The sequence below is a fragment of the Microvirga sp. HS2 genome (assembly GCF_055792805.1).
Genome location: NZ_JBVVAJ010000006.1, coordinates 101,409 through 119,561 on the forward strand (window position 1 = coordinate 101,409; position 18,153 = coordinate 119,561).

Annotated in this window: 19 protein-coding genes and 1 tRNA gene; 5 read left to right on the plus strand and 15 right to left on the minus strand. The window is 62.9% G+C overall.

The window, feature by feature from the left end; translation table 11 throughout:
• The first annotated feature begins 98 nt into the window (after nt 1-98).
• Both ACS5Q0_RS07715 and ACS5Q0_RS07720 read left to right on the plus strand, forming a co-directional pair.
• Entirely contained in the window at nt 99-725 is a 627-nt protein-coding gene (locus ACS5Q0_RS07715; RefSeq protein WP_473126032.1) for a 2-dehydro-3-deoxy-6-phosphogalactonate aldolase, read from the plus strand.
• A 77-nt stretch (nt 726-802) separates the two neighbouring features.
• A complete protein-coding gene (locus tag ACS5Q0_RS07720; protein WP_473126033.1) occupies nt 803-1,054 on the plus strand; it encodes a hypothetical protein in 252 nt (83 codons plus the stop codon).
• 157 nt (nt 1,055-1,211) lie between these two features.
• On the opposite strand, the gene ACS5Q0_RS07725 is transcribed toward ACS5Q0_RS07720, so the two are convergent.
• Nucleotides 1,212-1,445, minus strand: coding sequence for a DUF6894 family protein (locus tag ACS5Q0_RS07725; protein ID WP_473126034.1), 234 nt, complete (start codon nt 1,443-1,445; stop codon nt 1,212-1,214).
• A 216-nt stretch (nt 1,446-1,661) separates the two neighbouring features.
• Between ACS5Q0_RS07725 and ACS5Q0_RS07730 the strand changes: the two genes are divergently transcribed.
• Nucleotides 1,662-1,967 carry a hypothetical protein gene (locus tag ACS5Q0_RS07730; RefSeq protein ID WP_473126035.1) on the plus strand — a complete coding sequence of 102 codons (306 nt, stop codon included), beginning with the start codon at nt 1,662-1,664 and terminating at the stop codon, nt 1,965-1,967.
• Nucleotides 1,968-2,021: 54 nt separating this feature from the next.
• Here ACS5Q0_RS07730 and ACS5Q0_RS07735 read toward each other — a convergent pair.
• The 9 genes from ACS5Q0_RS07735 to ACS5Q0_RS07775 all read right to left on the minus strand — a co-directional run bounded on the left by ACS5Q0_RS07735 (nt 2,022) and on the right by ACS5Q0_RS07775 (nt 10,114).
• Nucleotides 2,022-2,096: transfer RNA gene (locus ACS5Q0_RS07735), tRNA-Glu, on the minus strand.
• A gap of 81 nt (nt 2,097-2,177) precedes the next feature.
• On the minus strand, nt 2,178-3,989 hold the full coding sequence (recJ, locus tag ACS5Q0_RS07740; protein ID WP_473126036.1) for a single-stranded-DNA-specific exonuclease RecJ: 1,812 nt from the start codon (nt 3,987-3,989) through the stop codon (nt 2,178-2,180).
• 27 nt (nt 3,990-4,016) lie between these two features.
• A complete protein-coding gene (locus ACS5Q0_RS07745; RefSeq protein ID WP_473126037.1) occupies nt 4,017-4,457 on the minus strand; it encodes a GNAT family N-acetyltransferase in 441 nt (146 codons plus the stop codon).
• A 134-nt stretch (nt 4,458-4,591) separates the two neighbouring features.
• A complete protein-coding gene (gene glpX, locus ACS5Q0_RS07750) occupies nt 4,592-5,590 on the minus strand; it encodes a class II fructose-bisphosphatase (protein ID WP_473126038.1) in 999 nt (332 codons plus the stop codon).
• Nucleotides 5,591-5,646: 56 nt separating this feature from the next.
• Nucleotides 5,647-6,972: a homoserine dehydrogenase gene (locus ACS5Q0_RS07755; RefSeq protein WP_473126039.1), complete on the minus strand. Its 1,326-nt coding sequence runs from the start codon at nt 6,970-6,972 to the stop codon at nt 5,647-5,649.
• A gap of 213 nt (nt 6,973-7,185) precedes the next feature.
• Complete coding sequence (locus ACS5Q0_RS07760) at nt 7,186-7,431, minus strand: hypothetical protein (protein WP_473126040.1); 246 nt, start codon at nt 7,429-7,431, stop codon at nt 7,186-7,188.
• A gap of 426 nt (nt 7,432-7,857) precedes the next feature.
• On the minus strand, nt 7,858-8,421 hold the full coding sequence (locus tag ACS5Q0_RS07765; RefSeq protein WP_473126041.1) for a hypothetical protein: 564 nt from the start codon (nt 8,419-8,421) through the stop codon (nt 7,858-7,860).
• Nucleotides 8,422-8,424: 3 nt separating this feature from the next.
• A complete protein-coding gene (locus ACS5Q0_RS07770; RefSeq protein ID WP_473126042.1) occupies nt 8,425-9,645 on the minus strand; it encodes an LL-diaminopimelate aminotransferase in 1,221 nt (406 codons plus the stop codon).
• Nucleotides 9,646-9,700: 55 nt separating this feature from the next.
• A complete protein-coding gene (locus ACS5Q0_RS07775; RefSeq protein WP_473126043.1) occupies nt 9,701-10,114 on the minus strand; it encodes a hypothetical protein in 414 nt (137 codons plus the stop codon).
• A 102-nt stretch (nt 10,115-10,216) separates the two neighbouring features.
• Here ACS5Q0_RS07775 and ACS5Q0_RS07780 point away from each other — a divergent pair, with 102 nt between their 5' ends.
• The gene (locus ACS5Q0_RS07780; protein ID WP_473126044.1) at nt 10,217-12,022 is read left to right on the plus strand and encodes a PHA/PHB synthase family protein; all 1,806 of its coding nucleotides are present in this window, start codon (nt 10,217-10,219) and stop codon (nt 12,020-12,022) included.
• An 84-nt stretch (nt 12,023-12,106) separates the two neighbouring features.
• Here the strand turns inward: ACS5Q0_RS07780 and ACS5Q0_RS07785 are convergent, their stop codons facing one another.
• A complete protein-coding gene (locus ACS5Q0_RS07785) occupies nt 12,107-13,447 on the minus strand; it encodes an OmpP1/FadL family transporter (protein ID WP_473126045.1) in 1,341 nt (446 codons plus the stop codon).
• Nucleotides 13,448-13,843: 396 nt separating this feature from the next.
• Here ACS5Q0_RS07785 and ACS5Q0_RS07790 point away from each other — a divergent pair, with 396 nt between their 5' ends.
• Complete coding sequence (locus ACS5Q0_RS07790; RefSeq protein ID WP_473126046.1) at nt 13,844-14,728, plus strand: fumarylacetoacetate hydrolase family protein; 885 nt, start codon at nt 13,844-13,846, stop codon at nt 14,726-14,728.
• Nucleotides 14,729-14,851: 123 nt separating this feature from the next.
• Here the strand turns inward: ACS5Q0_RS07790 and argC are convergent, their stop codons facing one another.
• The 4 genes from argC to ACS5Q0_RS07810 all read right to left on the minus strand — a co-directional run bounded on the left by argC (nt 14,852) and on the right by ACS5Q0_RS07810 (nt 18,080).
• Nucleotides 14,852-15,811 carry an N-acetyl-gamma-glutamyl-phosphate reductase gene (gene argC / locus ACS5Q0_RS07795; RefSeq protein ID WP_473126047.1) on the minus strand — a complete coding sequence of 320 codons (960 nt, stop codon included), beginning with the start codon at nt 15,809-15,811 and terminating at the stop codon, nt 14,852-14,854.
• A 246-nt stretch (nt 15,812-16,057) separates the two neighbouring features.
• Nucleotides 16,058-16,435, minus strand: a complete 378-nt coding sequence (locus tag ACS5Q0_RS07800) for a hypothetical protein (protein WP_473126048.1) — start codon at nt 16,433-16,435, stop codon at nt 16,058-16,060.
• A gap of 134 nt (nt 16,436-16,569) precedes the next feature.
• Nucleotides 16,570-17,385, minus strand: a complete 816-nt coding sequence (locus tag ACS5Q0_RS07805) for a c-type heme family protein (protein WP_473126049.1) — start codon at nt 17,383-17,385, stop codon at nt 16,570-16,572.
• Nucleotides 17,382-18,080, minus strand: a complete 699-nt coding sequence (locus ACS5Q0_RS07810; protein WP_473126050.1) for a hypothetical protein — start codon at nt 18,078-18,080, stop codon at nt 17,382-17,384. Before ACS5Q0_RS07810 ends, ACS5Q0_RS07805 begins: the two co-directional genes overlap by 4 nt.
• Between the last annotated feature and the right edge of the window lie 73 nt (nt 18,081-18,153).

The following is an 18,153-nucleotide window of genomic DNA, read 5'->3' on the forward strand; positions in this document are numbered from 1 at the left end:
GAACTCGGCACGCAAGAGCCAAGAAGACGCTGGAAAACTCCCGCCGCTTCCGCGTTAAGATCGAGAACCTGCCCCAATCATCATGAAGAGGTGCTGTCGTGTTGCGGGACTATCTCGCCGATCTTCCCCTGGTGGCGATCCTGCGCGGATTGCGGCCTGATGCCGCCGAAGCTGTCGGAATGGCCCTTGTCGAAGCGGGTTTTCGCATCATCGAGGTGCCCCTGAACTCGCCCGATCCATTCCGCAGCATCGAAATTCTAGCCAAATCCATGCCCGGCGACGTTCTCGTCGGCGGAGGAACGGTTCTGGATCAGGAACAGGTCGACGGCATCCGCGATGTAGGCGGCAAGCTCATCGTCATGCCTCACGGGGATCCCGACGTGATCCGTCGCGCCAAGGAGCACCGCATGCTCTGCACGCCCGGCGTCGCCACCCCGACGGAGGCTTTCGCAGCCCTCAAGGCGGGAGCGGACGCGATCAAGATCTTTCCCGCTGAAGGCATTCCCCCGGCCATCGTCAAAGCGTGGCGGGCCGTCCTGCCGAAGGACACGATCGTGCTGCCCGTGGGCGGCATCAAGCCCGACACGATGAAATCCTATGTGGATGCAGGCGCGAACGGCTTTGGCCTGGGTTCCGCGCTCTTCACGCCCGCCATGACCGTCGAGGACATCGCCCGCAATGCGCGCGCGTTCGCGAGCGCATGGAAGGATCTGCGCTCCCAGTGAAGCTCCTCCGACCTTTGCAGGAACCGCCTTACGGATAAGGCGTTCACACGGCACGGCTTTCAACAGGAGTTCTCACCATGAAAAGACTGGCTATCGTCCTTGCCGCGTCCTTGCTCAGCACGGCTGCCTTCGCTCAGGACACCACGACCACGATCAAGAAGGAGGAAGGGGTCCTCGGCAGCAAGACGACGATCGAGCAGAAGCGCGAGCCGAGCACCACGTCCTCCACGACCGTCACGACTGGCTCCGGCGTGGGTTGCACGACCGAGACGAAGCAGAAGACCAACGAATTCGGCGACACCACCACGAAAAAGACGACCGAGTGCTGAAAAGCGCTCGCACGAATGGAACGACAGCAAAGCCCGGCAGATGCCGGGCTTCTTTATTGCAAGGTGGCGAGTGCTGTTTCCCTTTGCCTGGGATCAGCTCTGGTCCTTGCCTTCGCACTTTCGGCGGCGAACCGGATCGACTTCGCCGAAGTATGATCTAGCGGCGCTTGCCGCTGCGCCCGCCGCGGAAGAACGGAACCGTCAACAGGCGGCGTCCCGTCTCATCCACGATCTCGAGTTCGATATTGCCCGCATCGCTCAGCTCCTCGCGCAGTTCTTCCACCGTGGCGATGGCTTCGGCGCGGGCCGCCTCCAGGTCCGGCAGTTCGACCCCCTCGTCGTCCTCGTCGACATCGTAACCGTCTCGGATGTTGAAGAAGAAGCGAGGCATGGCGGAACGCTCGAAAAAAGGAGGTAGCGGGAAAACGCCTTTAACTTCGGCAGGTTCACTCTAGCGGGAGAGGGCCTCGCTTGGACACCGGAATCCTGGTGAAGATGCCCGTTATGCAGCACAATTTGCTGCGATTGGGGGCATGGAGCTTTTTAGAAGACTTGCGCGTTGAAGAACATACCAAGGGTCATGCGGGAAAACCGCTTAGGACGTGTCATGATCCACCGATCCCTCGCCACTATGTCCATTCTCGGCTGCTCCCTTCTCGTCGGCTCCGCCGTCTCTGCGCAAGCCCAGACCTCCTGCGGGCCCAGAAGCGAGCTCGTGAAGCTGCTTTCCGATCAATACAAGGAGGATCCTGTCGGCATTGGCCTTGCTCAGCCCAACCAGGTGCTGGAGGTCTTCGCCTCACAGGCCGGCACATGGACGATGGTCATGACCATGCCGGACGGCAAAGCCTGTCTGATCGCAGCAGGCAACAATTGGGAAATGGTGACGAAGGTCAAGGGCAACCCGGCCTGAAGGCAAAAGCCTTCGATGGCTCAGTGACACCGCATTCTGAGGGAAGAAGAAGAGTGGCGCGCCCTAGGGGAGTCGAACCCCTCTTTCCTGCGTGAAAGGCAGATGTCCTAACCGATAGACGAAGGGCGCGCTGTGTTTCGGAGGGCATCGCCTCCGAAGTGGGCGGACATATAGATGGGTTCGTGACGTACCGCAAGCGTCAGTTTCGAATTATTCAGGCCTTGCCGCATCCATAATGCGCAGCTCGGCCTTTTCGTGTCCGCCCCACCGGTCAATGGAGAGCGTACCCGCCACATGCAGCGGGCTTCCGATGGCAGCCGACAGCGCGTTTCCAAGCGGCTGGCCCGCGGCGCGGAAGGCGATCCCCCCGATGAAGCTGCCGTCGCCCCCACGCAGTTTCACACGCATATGCCCGCCGCTCCCGACTTCTCGCACCTCGAAGACGCGATGCTGTGGAAAAACGAACATCGGCTCCGGTTGCCCCGAACCAAACGGCCCTGCCCGCTCCAGCGCCGTTACAAGCGACGGCTGCGCACCCGCAGCGGTCAACGTGGCGTCGACGGGAAAATGATCGTTCAGGCGCATGGTGCTGACGGGCTCGTTGAGCTTGTCCGTCACGAAGGCCAGGAAACGGTCAAGCTCGGCAGCGCGAATCGTGACACCTGCCGCCATCGTGTGCCCCCCGCCCTTGATGGCGATTCCGGCATCCACCGCCGCACGGACGGCATGCCCCAGATCCACGCCCGGGACGGAGCGGCCCGACCCCGTGGCCATTCCGTCGGGGTTGAGCGTGAAGGCGAAGGCGGGGCGGCGGAAACGCTCTTTGGTGCGTGCCGAAATGAGACCGACGACACCCGGATGCCATTCGGCCGAGGCCGTCAGGAGCACCGCCTGATCAGGGGCCTTTTCGAGCGCCAGCATGGCCTGAGCCTCGGCTTCCTGGACCGCGACGACCTCGATGGCCTGGCGTTCCCGGTTCAGACGGTCGAGTTCCCCAGCAATCTGGCCGGCCTGCACCGGATCCTCCGTCAGCAGGAGCCGGGATCCGAGCGCCGCATCGCCGATGCGTCCGCCCGCGTTGATCCGTGGCCCGACGAGATAGCCCAAATGCCAGCATTCCGGCGCTCCCGCGAGCCCTGCCGTGTCCAGGAGCGCGGCGAGGCCCACCCGGCGGCGGCTGCGCATGATCGCAAGGCCCTGGCGCACGAAGGCGCGGTTGAGCCCGGTCAGCGGCACCACGTCGGCCACGGTGGCAAGCGCCACGATATCGAGGCTGCCAATGAGGTCCGGTTCCGGCCGGTTCCGGAAGAATCCGCGTTCGCGCAGGACGCGGTTGAGCGCGACGAGGAACAGGAACACCACGCCTGCCGCGCAAAGATGTCCGAGACCGGAGAGATCGTCATGGCGGTTCGGGTTCACGATCGCGAGCGCCTCGGGCAGCTGCTCGGGCGCCTGGTGGTGATCGAGCACGACAGGATCGAGGCCGAGGCGCATCGCCTCGGCGAGCGGCTCGATGCTGGCCGTGCCGCAATCGACCGTAACGAGGATATCCGCCCCCTGCTCCTTCAGGCCCCGGATGGCATCAACATTCGGGCCGTATCCTTCCGTGATCCGGTCCGGGATATGGATGGCATAGGAGATGCCGCAGGCACGAAGGAATTCGGCCAGGAGCGCTGCGCTGCAGGCGCCGTCGACATCGTAATCGCCGAAAATGGCGACCTTTTCCGCCCGCGTGATGGCATCCGCGAGCCGGTTGGCGGCGGCTTCCATGCCGGTGAGCACATGGGGATCGGGCATCAGATCGCGCAGGCGCGGGTTCAGAAAGCCTTCCGTCTCGTGAATGCCCACGCCGCGGCCGGCGAGCACCCGCGCCAGGATATCCGGGACTCCGTGGGTCTGGGCAATGGCAAGGGCGATCGCGCTCTGGGCGGCGCTGCAGCGCTCGATCCAGGTCCGTCCCAGGGCGGATTGCGTCACGCCCAGAAAAGGCTTCGGCAGGGAAATAGGCGATGATTCGGTCACGCTCTGAGTATTACCCGTGAAATGTGGTTAAATCACCTTTCGGTATTGGATGAACCCGCTGCGGGAGGCCACCTTGTCGTAGAGGGCTTGGGCGTCCGTGTTAGTCTCGTGCGTCAGCCAGTAGACCCGGCTCGCCCCTTCGGCCCTCGCCCGTTCATAGACGGCCTCGATCAGGGCCCGCCCGATGCCGCGGCCGCGCACCTCCTCGGCGGTGAAAAGATCCTGCAGATAGCAGTAATTGCCGATCGTCCAGGTGGAGCGATGATAGAGGTAATGCACGATCCCGAGCATCCTTCCGTCGAGAACGGCGGCGAGCCCGTGCATGGGCTCGGCGGGATCGTTGAGCCGCCGCCACGTGGTCTCCGTCACCTCGGCAGGAACGGTGGCCTTGTAAAAGGTCAGGTAGCCCTGCCAGAGCGGCTCCCAGGCCTGCCTGTCCTCAGGCGCGATAGGACGAATTTGAATCATGCTGCTTCCCCAGTCTCCCGTCATGATCGCACGTCTCGCGGTCGCCCGCACCCCGAGCGGTGTCATTCAAACGTGGATGGCCGGGACGAGCCCGGCCATGACGAAGAAGCAATGTCCTGCGTCGCCGCGAGGACTTAATCCAAGTGGAATTTCGACAATTCGCGGTGCTCGCCGTGGATGCGGCGCACGGTGCCCGTCGCGGAGCGGTAGACCACCGTCTCCGTCGTGATCACTTCCTTGCCGAAATGAACGCCCTTGAGCAGCGCGCCGTCGGTCACGCCGGTAGCGGCCACGATCACGTCGCCGCGGGCCAGATCCGTCATGTCATACTTCCTGTTGGGGTCGGTGACGCCCATCTGGAAGGCGCGGGAGCGCTTTTCCTCGGTGTCGAGGATCAGGCGGCCCTGCATCTGGCCGCCGATGCAGCGCAGCGCGCCCGCCGCGAGCACGCCCTCGGGCGCGGCACCGATGCCGAGATACATGTCGATGCCCGTATCGCCCGGCTTGGTCGTGAAGATCACGCCCGCCACGTCGCCGTCGGTGATCAGGCGAACGCCTGCGCCCGTCTTGCGGATGGCGGCGATCAGCTCGGCATGGCGCGGCCGGTCGAGCACGAGGCAGTTGATCTCGTTCGGCTTCACGCCCTTCGCCTTGGCGAGGGCATGAATGTTGTCCTCGGGCGAGGCATCGAGATCGACGACGCCGGTCGGATAGCCCGGGCCGACTGCGATCTTGTGCATGTAGACGTCGGGGGCGGCCAGGAGCGTGCCCGCCTCCGCCATGGCCATGACGGCGATGGAGCCGGGCATGTCCTTGGCGCAGAGGGTCGTGCCCTCCAGCGGATCGACGGCGATATCCACCTTCGGTCCGTTCTTGTTGCCGACCTTCTCGCCGATGAAGAGCATCGGCGCTTCGTCGCGCTCGCCCTCGCCGATCACCACGGTGCCGTCGATGGGGAGCTTGTTGAGCTCACGGCGCATGGCGTCGACGGCGGCTTGGTCCGCCGCCTTTTCGTTGCCACGACCGCGCAGCCGGGCCGAAGCCACGGCCGCGCGCTCGGTGACGCGGACGAGCTCCATGGTCAGGATGCGCTCGATGAGTTGCCCCGGTTGGACGGTAATGCCTTGCGACATGGACGTGTCGTCTCCCTTTTAACGGTGACCGGTGGGCGTTTCCGCCCGCCCGATGATTAATCGCGTTCGATGCGAATGACTTGGGGCGGCTCGGCGATAAGACCATCCCCCGAGATCTTCTCCAGAGCGGAACGGATGGATGCTTCCGTCGCCGCATAGGTGATGAGGACGAGGGAAACCGGCGCCCCGGAGCGGCCGTGCGGATCCTTCGTGGCGGCCAGCTCGGAGCGTTTCTGCAGAATGCTCTCGAGCGAGATGTCCGCCTCGGCCATGCGGGTGGCGACACCGGCGGCAACGCCCGGCCGGTCATGAACCGTCAGGCGGATGTAATAGCCGCCCTCGTGGCGCTGCATAGGGGCCCGGACCGCCTTCTCCAGCTGCTCGACGGGTCTGCCGAACAAGGGCTGAACCAGGCCGGCGGCCACGTCGGCAATATCGGCCACCACCGCCGAAGCGGTGGCGTCGCCTCCCGCACCGGGTCCGATCAGCGTCAGCTCGCGCACGGCGTCCGCATCGATGGTCACCGCGTTGGTGACCCCCATCACCTGCGCAATGGACGAGCTCCGGGAGACCATCGTCGGATGCACGCGCTGCTCAATTCCCGTGTCCGTGCGCTCGGCGACGCCGAGCAGTTTGATGCGGAAACCGAGCTCCTTCGCCATGGAGAGGTCCAGCGGAGTGATCGACGAAATTCCCTCCACGTAGATGGCTTCGGCGTCGATCTCCGTCCCGAAGGCGAGACTCGTGAGAATCGCGAGCTTGTGGGCGGTATCGAACCCTTCAACGTCGAAGGTCGGATCGGCCTCCGCATAACCGAGGCGCTGAGCGTCCTTCAGGCATTCCTGAAACGTCAGCCCCTCCAGCTCCATGCGAGAAAGGATATAGTTGCAGGTTCCGTTGAGAATGCCGTACAGGCGCTCGACCCGGTTGCCCGGCAGAGCCTCCCGCAGCGTCTTGATGATCGGAATACCGCCGGCGACCGATGCCTCGAAGGCGATCGATCCGCCGTGAGCCTCGGCGAGCGTCGCAAGAGCAAGGCCGTGCTTGGCCAGCAGCGCCTTGTTGGCGGTAACCACGTGCTTTCCCTGCGACAGAGCCGTCCGCACGACCTCCAGAGCCGGCCCGTCGGCGCCGCCGACCAGTTCGACGACACATTCCACATCGGCCGAGCCGGCGAGGTCCACGGGGTTGTCGAACCACATGAACCGGGAGAGGTCGACGCCGCGATCCTTCGACCGGTCGCGGGCCGAAACGGCCACGACCTCGACAGGCCTTCCACCCCTCTGGGTCACTGTCGCGTTTCGGCGTTCGAGGATGCGGATGACCGACGCGCCGACCGTACCGAGGCCTGCGATGCCGATCCGAAGGGGTTTAGGCGACACGCCCGGCCTCCTTGGAAGGATCATTGAGTGATAATGGCCGCGCTCTTTTACGGCGACGCCTTGTGTCTGTCTACGCCTGGGAGCTGACGACCGCCCTGCACAGTCTAAGCCATTTCAGCCTTTTCCCCGGATAATGCTCACCCGAACTAGGCCTAGCCGGTGAGGATTTGGTAACGGCGAAGTGCGCTTGATGCGTGCTCGGCTGGACGTCGCCTAGAAGCTCTTGACTATCAGTATCAAGCGCTTGAGATCCAGCCAATGGGGCGAGATCGGGTACAATTTGGTCCAGTTACGGTAGACGGCACCTTCCCCTGAGATGGGATCGAATAGGATCGTCCGAAGATCGACCGTATGGATAAACCACTTTCCGTCCTTCCAGCCTGTTTCCTCAACCCAGTCATAATGGGATACGGTCTCGGGAAGCAGGTCCACATCGGAATAGAGTTCTCCAAGCGTCACTCGCCGAACCAACTCCCCTGAATGAAAAGAGGATAGGACCACTGTGGTGGAGTGCCTGTCCTGGGGCCACAGCAAGCTTTCGCCCTCATAGAGAGCCATCGCACTGCGGCAATCATCCCCGAGTTTGATGAATTGATGGTACTCGGGGATGACCCAAAGCTCTTTCCTGTCCTGATCGACAGCCCCGAATCCCGCGATCCGTGACCGAGCGACATCTGCACGTGCAAGGCATTCCCCGTTTGAAGAGCGGACCTCGTAGTCTGCTGGAAGCGGCAACCACTCGTCGGCGTAAGCAAGGTCCCAAAGGCGACAGCAGCGCCAAAGTACAGTGCAAAGACCAAGCTGAGCCTTGGGAGAGTTTGCTCAATCGAATTCGATGTTGTCGGCATGACCGACACGCCTCGCAAGGAACGAAATCTCAAAAGATCAGTTGATCTTCCCACCTGTGGCGGGGTCGAACAGGATCTTGCGGCCATCGACGGTACGGATGAACCATTTCCCTCCTTCCCATCCGGCGACAGGAGCATCCTCTATCCTCCAGGGCAACCAGCGTGTATGGGATACGCTCTGAGGAAGAGCATCTATATCGGGGTAGAGCTCTCCAAGGGTGAAGCGCTTAAGCAATCTTCCTGAACGGAAAAAGAACAGGACAACGGTAGAGGGTGAATGCTCCTGCCATATGATGCTGCCCCCTCCTCGATAAAGAGCCATCACGCTCTGGCAATCGTCAGCAACGTAGATAACCTGCTGATGCTCGGGGATGACCCAGAGTTTCTCAGCACCCTTGTCACCCAGGCGCGATCCGGTGATGCGGGAGGCAGCAGCATCAGCGTAGGCAATGCATTGTCCATTAGGAGAGCGTACTTCGAAGCTCCTGGGAGGCTGCACGGAGGCAACTTCATCGGCATACGCAGCAGAACTTGACGCGACGATGGATCCGGCGAAGGCGATTAGGAATCCGATGCCCCTCTGCCCCCTGCCTCCCGTCATTGCCTACCCCCTGCGCGCCATCGGGACCACGTTGTGCAGGATCTGGTCCGCATTGTCGAAGAACTTGCGGATGTTTCGCGCGGCCTGACGGATGCGCTGCTCGTTCTCCACGATGGCGATCCGGACATAATCGTCTCCGTGCTCGCCGAAGCCGATCCCCGGGGCGACGGCCACATCGGCCTTTTCCACCAGGAGCTTGGAGAATTCGAGGCTTCCCATGGCGCGGAATTTCTCAGGGATCTCGACCCACGCGAACATGGAGGCGCTGGGAGCCGGAACGGACCAGCCCGCCTTTTCGAAGGCGTCGACCATCACGTCACGGCGACGCTTGTAGGTGGCGCGCATCTCGCGAATGCAATCATCGGGGCCGTTGAGGGCTGCCGTCGCCGCCACCTGAATCGGCGTGAAGGCGCCGTAATCGAGATAGGATTTCACTCGGGCGAGCGCGGCGAGAAGGCGCTCGTTGCCGACCGCGAAGCCCATGCGCCAGCCCGCCATGGAGAAGGTCTTCGACATGGAGGTGAATTCCACGGCCACATCGATCGCTCCCGGAACCTGCAGGATCGACGGCGGCGGGTTATTCTCGTCGAAATAGACCTCCGAATAGGCGAGGTCCGAGAGCAGAATCAGCTCGTGCTTCTTGGCGAAGGCGACGAGGTCGCGATAGAAATCGAGGGAGGCGACATAAGCCGTCGGGTTCGACGGATAGCAGACCACGAGCGCCACGGGCTTCGGGATCGAGTGCATCACCGCGCGCTCGGCGGCCACGAAGAAATCCGGCGTCGGCTCGGCGGGAACGGAGCGGATCACGCCGCCCGCCATGAGGAAGCCGAAGGCATGGATCGGGTAGCTCGGATTAGGCACGAGAATCACGTCCCCCGGCTCCGTGATGGCCTGCGCCATGTTGGCGAAGCCCTCCTTCGAGCCCAGCGTCGCCACGACCTGCGTGTCGGGGTTGAGCTTCACGCCGAAGCGGCGCTCGTAATAGCCGGCTTGTGCCCGACGCAGGCCAGAAATGCCCTTTGAGGCCGAGTATCGGTCCGTGCGCGGCTTGCCGACCGTCTCCACCAGCTTGTCGATCACATGCTGCGGCGCCGGCAGGTCGGGATTGCCCATGCCCAGATCGATGATGTCCGCTCCATTGGCGCGGGCGGCGGCTTTGATGCGGTTGACCTGCTCGAAGACATAAGGCGGCAGACGCTTGATGCGGTAAAAGTTAGACATGGTTTGTCCTCGGGCGGGGTCGGATCAGTCTGGTATAATCGGCCCCGTATAGATGTCAGCGATTGGTATTGGAATTCGCTTTACGGGCCGGTGTCTGCGGCTTGTTGACCGGAAGCGTGATCGGCTCGGGCGGGGGCGTTCCCCCCAGGCGGGCCGCGTCGGCCCCTGCCGCCTCGTTGCGGGCGCGAAGGGCATCGAGCTCCGCCTCCGCCGCCTTCACCTCGGCCGCGGAGCGGGCGGGAGTGGGACGCCCATCCTCGGCCGTGCCGATGGGCATGTAATCCAAGCTCCCCGGGCGCGAGTGCGCAACGAAATCCGGCGTCGGCGCGGTCTTGGGACCGGCTCCCACTGCGGAGGCGACATCCCGCACGGGGTTGGAACCGCCTGCGCAGGCTGAGACGTTAGCAGCAACCAGCAGCGCCAGCACAAGGGCCGGCGGGCGGGAAACCATAGGGAACTGGATACGCATTGTCGGTAACCTAAGAGATGACTGCACAGGACGGGGATCGAACGCTAAGATGCTCGAATTGCGTCCCCTGGGCAATGGCGCGAGATAAAGGGAGATCGCCTTATGGACAAGCCATACGGTGAAGAGCAGGCCCGATCCTCAGGCCCGGATTTCGAGGAGCTCTCCCGCAACATGGCTCGCTTCCTCGAGGGAGCGACGAAAGCGACGGCCGCTTACCTGAAGCCGCTAGAGGAGCGCGGTTCTCCTCCCGAGATCGCGAACGACGCCTCGGAGGCGATCAAAACCTTTGGCCGTGTCGCCGAATCCTGGATGAGCGACCCGCAGAAATCCTTCGAGGCTCAGGCCCGGCTCAGCTCTCAATTCCTCGACCTCTGGGCCTCGACGCTCAAGAAGGCGCAGGGCGAGCCGGTGCCGCCGGTTGCGGAGCCGGAGCCCAAGGACACCCGGTTCATCGACCCGGAATGGTCGGAAAATCCCGTCTTCGACTTCCTGAAACAGGCCTACCTGATCTCCGCCCGATGGGCAGAGGACATGGTGGAGGAAGCGGACGGCCTCGACGAGCGGACCCGTCACAAGGCACAGTTCTATCTCCGGCAGATTTCGAGCGCCCTCTCGCCCTCGAACTTCCTGCTGACGAACCCGGAACTCATCCGCGAGACGATCAAGGAAAACGGCGCGAACCTGGCGCGTGGCATGGCGATGCTGGCGGAGGACATCCAGTCCGGGCGCGGCGAGCTCAAGATCCGCCAGACGGATCCCAGCAATTTCAGGGTCGGCGTGAATATCGCGACGACGCCGGGCAAGGTGATCTTTCGCAACGACCTGATCGAGCTGATCCAATATGCCCCCACGACCGAGCAGGTGTTGAAACGCCCGCTCCTGATCGTGCCGCCGTGGATCAACAAATACTACATCCTCGACCTCAACCCCGAGAAGAGCTTCATCCGCTGGGCGGTCGCTCAGGGGCTCACCGTGTTCTGCATCTCCTGGGTGAACCCCCAGAAGCAGCATTCCGAGAAGGGCTTCGAGCATTACATGCGCGAGGGCATCTTCTGCGCACTCGATGCCATCGAGCAGGCCACCGGCGAGAAGAAGGTGACGGCCATCGGCTATTGCGTCGGCGGCACCCTGCTCGCCGTCACCATGGCCTACATGGCCGCCAAGCGCGACAAGCGGATCGACAGCGCCACGTTCTTCACCGCGCAGGTGGACTTTACGCATGCAGGCGACCTGAAGGTCTTCGCCGACGAGGAGCAGATCCGCTCCGTCGAGGCGCAGATGAAGAAGCAGGGTTATCTCGACGGTTCGCACATGGCCAACGCCTTCAACATGCTGCGGCCCACCGACCTGATCTGGTCGAACGTGGTGAACGTGTACATGAAAGGCCGGCCCCCCACCGCCTTCGACTTGCTTTACTGGAATTCCGATTCCACGCGCATGCCGGCGGCGAACCACGCCTTTTATCTGCGCAACTGCTACCTCGAGAACAAGCTCGCCAAAGGCGAGATGGAACTTGCGGGCGTGAGGCTCGACCTGAAGAAGATCAAGGCACCGGTCTTCAATCTCGCCACCAAGGAAGATCACATCGCCCCTGCCCGCTCCGTGTTTCTGGGCTCGAAGTCGTTCGGAGGGCCGGTTGACTTCGTTCTAGCGGGCTCCGGGCATATTGCCGGCGTCGTGAATGCCCCCAACAAGCAGAAGTACCAGTTCTGGACGGGAGGCCCCGTCGAGGGCGAGCTGGAGGACTGGGTCGCGAAGGCTAATGAAACCCCGGGCTCCTGGTGGCCCTATTGGCTCTCGTGGGTCGAGAAGCAGGCCCCCAAGAAAATCCCCGCACGAGAGCCGGGGAGCGGCAAGCTGGAGCCACTCTGCGATGCGCCGGGCACCTACGTTCTGGCAAAGGCGTGAGGCCGCCCGCCCCCTCTCCTTCCTCATCACAAAACAGAAAGGCCGGCGTCACCGCCGGCCTTTTGGCTGTGAGTGCTCTGGTTCTCAGTACTTGCGGACGATCGGAGCCGGGATGGCCACCCTCGCATCATCCCAGCGGTAACGCAGGCCCGCCGAAATGATGTCGACACTCGAGTCCACATCGGCCACGAACGGCAGACCAGGGCGGAAATCCTGATGGCCCTCGACGATGCGAATGTCCGTGTTCTTCGTGAAAATGTGGGTATAGGCGACATCGAACGACAGCTTGTCGTTCCACTGATAGCCCACGCCGATCGAAGCCCAGATGCGGTCGTTGTCCGGCAGACGGGTCGAGCGGATATTCGTGTCGATCGGCGAATCCTCGTACGCGACACCGGCTCGCAGCGTCCACTGGGGATCCAGCTTGTAGTCCAGACCGAGCGAGTAGAAGTAGCCGTCGTCATAGTTGAGCGCGAGCGCCTGGACGGGCGCTCCCGTCGCCGAATTGGTGACGAGCGGTGTCTTGAGAACGCTCCAGTTCGTCCACTCGAAGCCGAGATGGACGGTCATGTTCGGGTTGATCACCTGCGAGAGACCGAGGGTGAGCTGATCCGGCGTCTTCAGGGTTGCATTGATCGGCGTCCGAATGCCGATCGGTGCCACGACACCCGGGGGAAGCGTGAAGGTTCCCTCAAGGTTATGCTCGATGGACGAACGATACCCGAGACCGACCGTCGTTCCGACGAAGGGGGTGATGGTCACGCCTGCCGTGAAACCGAAGCCGAAATCGTCACCATCGAGAATTCCGCTCGGCTGACCGGGACGTACGGCAGTGCCAGGCGCGGTGATCGGGGTCGGCACGGCGCTCTTCAGGCGAATGTCGAAATACTGGAGCGAGGGGCCCACAGCCACGGACAGCCAATCGGTGACCTTCACGCCGACCACCGGGTTGACGTTCACCGAGAAGATCCGGGACGAGCGGGAATAGACCTGACCGGCCCAGTTCTCCCGGGGGTCCGTCACGAGACCGTAGGGAGCCGTGCTGGAAAGGCCGATCCAGAGCCTGTCATTGATCTGGTACGAACTGAACCCGGTCGGCACGATGGCGTCCTGGCCGATGTCACCGGAAGCGCCGAAAATAGCGGTCGGCGTCTGGAGGGGATCCGGCTTGATGTCGACGCGCGGGAGGATCAGCGAAAGGTGCCACTCGCTGTTCCAGCCCGGCGACATCGTGATGACGGCGGGGTTCCAGAACATGGAGGAGAGATAGCCAGAGCCGGAAGCGGCACCGGCGAAGGAATAGCCCTGCGCCGTGGCACTCTGTTCACGCAGGCCGAAGGCGCCCGCCTGGGCACCGCCCTGGGCGGCGATGAGAGCTGCGAAGGAGACTGCGGCGAGGGACAAAGAACGGTTGAAACGGCTCATGGAAGTTTCCTGCCCTTTTCTGTTTTGTTGCAGGAATCCCGCCTGAGGGAATCCTGCATGAACCCGCACTGTGCCATGCTCAATTTTCGCCGCAATCTCCACACCTGTTCCCTGCCGGCTCCTGTAACGGACCGAATACTGTTGTTCATTTCTGCGGACTACATAGGAACCTGAAAGCACAATTGACGCGAATACGTTTCATTACGGTTAGTTCACATGTAAACTAGCGTATTTAAAGTTGCGAATTGAAATTATGCTGCATCTTCCCCGTTGGGGAAAATGTCGTCCTTTCTCCGCACTCGTGGCAAAACAGCAACATATTTGTGCCGGGAAAATGCATTGTAGGCGGGCGTGAATGCGCCAATTAGGACCATGCCGTTAGGATAGGAGCGCTTGATGAAACTGGTGAGATTTGGAGAGGCCGGACGCGAGAAGCCGGGAATCGTCGACAGGCAAGGACAGATCCGCGATCTCTCCGGGACGATCCCGGACATCACCGGCGCGACCCTGTCGCCGGAGATCCTCTCTCGGGTCCGCGCTGTCGACACCGAGACGCTCCCCCTCGCCCCGGATGGACAGCGTCTCGGCGCCTGCGTCGGGCAGGTGCGGAACTTCATCGCCATTGGCCTGAACTACGCCGACCACGCCGCCGAAACGGGCGCTCCCATTCCCGCCGAACCGATTGTCTTCAACAAGGCGCCTTCGTGCATCGTCGGTCCGAACGACGACGTGATCCTTCCCCGCAGGTCCGAAAAGACGGACTGGGAGGTCGAGCTCGCCATCGTCATCGGCGAGCGCGCATCCTATGTCGGCGCGAATGAGGCGCTCGATTTCGTGGCGGGCTACTGCGTCTGCAACGACGTCTCGGAGCGCGAATTCCAGATCGAGCGCGGCGGCACCTGGACCAAGGGCAAGGGCTGCCCCACCTTCGGCCCCCTCGGGCCCTGGCTCGTGACCAAGGACGAGATCCCGGATCCGCAGAACCTGTCGATGTGGCTCGACGTGAACGGCGAGCGCATGCAGACGGGCTCCACGAAAACCATGATCTTCAACGTGGCGCAGATCGTGTCCTACGTCTCGCACTTCATGATCCTCGAGCCCGGCGATGTGATCACCACGGGCACGCCGCCCGGCGTCGGCATGGGCATGAAGCCGCCGCGCTATCTCAAGGCGGGAGACGTCGTGAGCCTTGGCATCGAGGGCCTCGGCGAACAGCGCCAGCGCGTCGTCGCCTTCGAAGGCAGCGCGCTGGACACCAGCAAGGGCCGGAAAGGCCATTAATTCAGCATTGATTGCGCCGACGTCACGGCCGGGCATGTCCCGGCCATCCCTTCACCGAAAGGCTCGGCGCTTCCTGGATCGGGATCCCCGGCCTCGTGCCGGGGATGACGCGAATAGCCCCTGTCAGACCAATCCGAGCATGAGCTGGATGTTCTGCACGGCGGCGCCCGATGCGCCCTTGCCGAGATTGTCGAGGCGCGCCACCAGCACGGCGTGATTGTAGCTGTCGTGCTTGAACACGAAGAGCTCCAGGCGGTCCGTGTCGTTGAGGGCCTCGGGCTCGATCCGCTCGATCTTCTTGCCCTCGGACAGCGTCGGGACGACGCTCACCAATCCACCGCCCTTGTAGCGCTCGATCAGCGCCTGCTCCAGCTCGATAGCCTTCGGCTTACCCGGTAGCAGATCCAGATGGAGCGGAACGCTGACCAGCATGCCCTGGCGGAAATTGCCGACGGAGGGGATGAAGATCGGGCGCCGGGTCAGCCCGGTATATTTCTGAAGCTCGGGCACATGCTTGTGCTCGAAACCGAGGCCGTAGAGTTCGAAGGCCGGGGCCGTGCCTGCCTCGTATGCCTCGATCATGGAGCGTCCGCCGCCGCTATAGCCGCTCACCGCATTCACGCTGATCGGGTAATCGGCCGGGATCAGGCCGGCCTCGACGAGCGGCCGCAGGAGCGCGATGGCGCCCGTGGGATAGCAACCGGGATTGGCCACCCGTTCCGCCGAGGCGACGGCCTGCTTCTGCTGGGAGGAGAGCTCCGCGAAGCCATAGGCCCAGCCGGGCGCAACCCGATGGGCCGTGCTGGCGTCGAGGATCTTCGGCTTCCTGCCGCTCAGGCCATCGACGAGAGAAACCGTCTCCCGGGCCGCGTCGTCATGCAGACAGAGCACGACGAGATCGACATCCGCCAGGATCTCGCGCTTGGCCTCCGGGTCCTTGCGGCGCGCCGGGTCGATGCTCCGGATCGCCACGCCCGGGACGCCCTGCAGGCGCTCGCGAATGCCGAGGCCGGTGGTGCCCGCCTCGCCGTCGATGAAGACCGTCTTGGTGCCCTGTGAGAGATCCGCAGAATTCTGGGTCATGGTTGTCATGTCGATCCGATCCACCTGTGGCCGCCCCTGAGGCTCAAGCCAATAACGCCGATATGGTTCTGGAGAAACAAAAAAGCCGCGCATCGGCGCGGCTTGCGGTCAGGCCGTTCAGACAGCCGTCATCGCGCTCGCGCGGCGGGAGCGTTCGATCGACGTCGGCGGATCACGGCAATCTTGTTCATGCAGGGTTTATGCGATCAAAGCCGCCCCGCGTCAATCGGCGACGAGGGGCGGGCTTCAGGGGCCCTTGAAGGCGAGAGCTGCCCATATGTGAAAGCAGACCAGCGGCAGGATGAGGGCGGCCGAGCCGATATGGGTGGCGAGCCAAGCCTTTCTCATGGCCTGCTTCTTCTGCCTCAGGACCTCGTGATTGAAGAGCCCGCTGACCGAAGAAGCAAACAGGAGAGCGCTCACGGCCCAGAGAAGCGAGGCGCGAGGGCCTCCCATATGGATGAGCAGAAAGGCCAGCGGAACAAGCCCCGTCCAGCGATGGCTTCGATAGCTCTTCTGGAACTGTCGTCCATCGCCGCTCCGGCGTACGAAGTAGAGCCTCCATTGCCAGAGCACCGATACGAGAAGCAGCGCGCCGGTTACCAGGGAATAGGCAAGGAGCATGTCTCTTGAGCCCCTGTCCGACAACAGCAGTCGTCCCCCTGCCCCCGTTGAGAGACCAGCAGCCGCAAGCGCAGCAACCAGGAGGCCGAGGGGAAGATAAGCCGCCTTTTTCTGCCGGATTTTCGCGAGGACGCTCATGGAAGCAGGACCGCCGTGTTCAAGATCTGTAGGGCCGTCGCCTCCCTGACGGCCGCCATGAACGTTCCTTGATCAGGAAGCTGTCTCTTTCCCTTTTCTGGCCAGACGCTGCCGATGAGCGGCGGATCCCGGAAACGCCGGGCCTTGTCGAGATAGGCCGAGTAGGTCTGTTCGAGCGCCGCATAGACTTGGCCGATCTCTTGGCGCAGCTCCCGATCCGTGACGGACGCCTTCGGATGGGTCCAGGTCGCTGCCCCCATCACGTCGCCGAGGCTCCAGTCTCTCTTGGGAGTCTTGGGATGATCGTTGTGACAGCTCACGCAGCCGGGCGCTGCGGCAATGTCGGCGTAGAGGGCAACCTGAAGCCCCTGCTCCGACATAGCGAAATACCGAGGCTTGCGGTCCTCCTTCAAGATGCTGAACTGCCGGACCTGCTCTCCCCTGAAGGCATTCGACGGGTTGATCGGCCGGTCTGAGCCGAGAAAAAGCCCGAGGGGAGAGCCCTGCTCCCGAAGCTGCGTCGCGACCATTCGCAGGAAAAGGGCCGGCAACGGCCCGGCCTCGACGTCCGGCTCCCGCCAATCCTCGCCGAAGGCGAAGCCCGCCTCCTGACCTCGCGTCACGATGCGCTCGGTATAGATCTTCCGGGCGGCCGCATTCACGAGATTGCTGGAATCCAGCAGAACCCTGACGGGGATCCTTGGCGCATCGGACGCTCCGGCCCCGTCATCCGGGAGAGGAGGAGGTGCGGTGACGAACAGATAAATCGCGACCACACAGAGGGAGAGCATGGCGAGGACGTGTTTCATCATGGGCGGGTCGGCCGGGCTGGGTGCCGTTTGGCAGCCGCGTAGGGATCGGGGCCGCTCGCGAGATAGGAGCGGATCGCCCCGGCGTCGTAGGCGTCGGTCAGATGTCGCTGCGCCCTGCGTTCATGATTGTCGTGATAATCATGGCAGGTGAGACAGGTCGACCAGCGCTGCTGGCCGATGAGGCTCCCATGACCGACGTCGAGCGGATCGTTTTTTACGATAAGGTCGGCATGGCATTCGGCGCAGAAATCGGTTCCGGCGGAAGCCCTCTGGCCCCGGTGCTCTCGATGGCATCCCATGCAGGTGTCGGCGCGAATTGTCCTCAACGCCTCCGTAAAGCGCGGTTCGGCAAACCGGCCGAGAGCATGAGGATCCTGAGGACGCACATGGCACGCACTGCAATCTTCGGAACTCGGCGCACGAAATGCGAAGGAGGCGGATGTCTTTCGCAACCCCAGAATATAGGCGACATTGGCTTGGATTTGCTGGCGGATGGTCCCCCTCGCCGGGACGTGGCAGCCGTCGCAGGACAAAGCCTCGTGGCCGGGGGTCATGGTCCCGGGGTCGACGGAATGCAGGTACGTCGACGATGCCGCGCCGACGGCAATCAGTGCGATGCCGATGCAGAGGCAGATCCTGATGACTTTCGTCTTGAACTCGATCAACGGTTTTCCGCTCACCCAAGGCGCATCCATGCGCGGCCTTCCGTGAGCGGCTCAATACTCAAAATGATATTTCATTTCAAGGTGAGCATTCCGTTTTGAAATT

What these genes read in the sequence shown, in the direction of transcription:
- ACS5Q0_RS07720 (WP_473126033.1), top strand. Translation starts at nt 803, where the DNA reads ATGAAAAGACTGGCTATCGTCCTTGCCGCGTCCTTGCTCAGCACGGCT.
- ACS5Q0_RS07775 (WP_473126043.1), bottom strand. Translation starts at nt 10,114, where the DNA reads ATGCGTATCCAGTTCCCTATGGTTTCCCGCCCGCCGGCCCTTGTGCTG.
- argC (WP_473126047.1), bottom strand. Translation starts at nt 15,811, where the DNA reads ATGACCCAGAATTCTGCGGATCTCTCACAGGGCACCAAGACGGTCTTC.
- ACS5Q0_RS07765 (WP_473126041.1), bottom strand. Translation starts at nt 8,421, where the DNA reads ATGACGGGAGGCAGGGGGCAGAGGGGCATCGGATTCCTAATCGCCTTC.
- ACS5Q0_RS07745 (WP_473126037.1), bottom strand. Translation starts at nt 4,457, where the DNA reads ATGATTCAAATTCGTCCTATCGCGCCTGAGGACAGGCAGGCCTGGGAG.
- ACS5Q0_RS07800 (WP_473126048.1), bottom strand. Translation starts at nt 16,435, where the DNA reads ATGCTCCTTGCCTATTCCCTGGTAACCGGCGCGCTGCTTCTCGTATCG.
- ACS5Q0_RS07785 (WP_473126045.1), bottom strand. Translation starts at nt 13,447, where the DNA reads ATGAGCCGTTTCAACCGTTCTTTGTCCCTCGCCGCAGTCTCCTTCGCA.
- ACS5Q0_RS07805 (WP_473126049.1), bottom strand. Translation starts at nt 17,385, where the DNA reads ATGATGAAACACGTCCTCGCCATGCTCTCCCTCTGTGTGGTCGCGATT.
- glpX (WP_473126038.1), bottom strand. Translation starts at nt 5,590, where the DNA reads ATGTCGCAAGGCATTACCGTCCAACCGGGGCAACTCATCGAGCGCATC.
- ACS5Q0_RS07780 (WP_473126044.1), top strand. Translation starts at nt 10,217, where the DNA reads ATGGACAAGCCATACGGTGAAGAGCAGGCCCGATCCTCAGGCCCGGAT.
- ACS5Q0_RS07725 (WP_473126034.1), bottom strand. Translation starts at nt 1,445, where the DNA reads ATGCCTCGCTTCTTCTTCAACATCCGAGACGGTTACGATGTCGACGAG.
- ACS5Q0_RS07810 (WP_473126050.1), bottom strand. Translation starts at nt 18,080, where the DNA reads ATGGATGCGCCTTGGGTGAGCGGAAAACCGTTGATCGAGTTCAAGACG.
- ACS5Q0_RS07730 (WP_473126035.1), top strand. Translation starts at nt 1,662, where the DNA reads ATGATCCACCGATCCCTCGCCACTATGTCCATTCTCGGCTGCTCCCTT.
- ACS5Q0_RS07790 (WP_473126046.1), top strand. Translation starts at nt 13,844, where the DNA reads ATGAAACTGGTGAGATTTGGAGAGGCCGGACGCGAGAAGCCGGGAATC.
- ACS5Q0_RS07770 (WP_473126042.1), bottom strand. Translation starts at nt 9,645, where the DNA reads ATGTCTAACTTTTACCGCATCAAGCGTCTGCCGCCTTATGTCTTCGAG.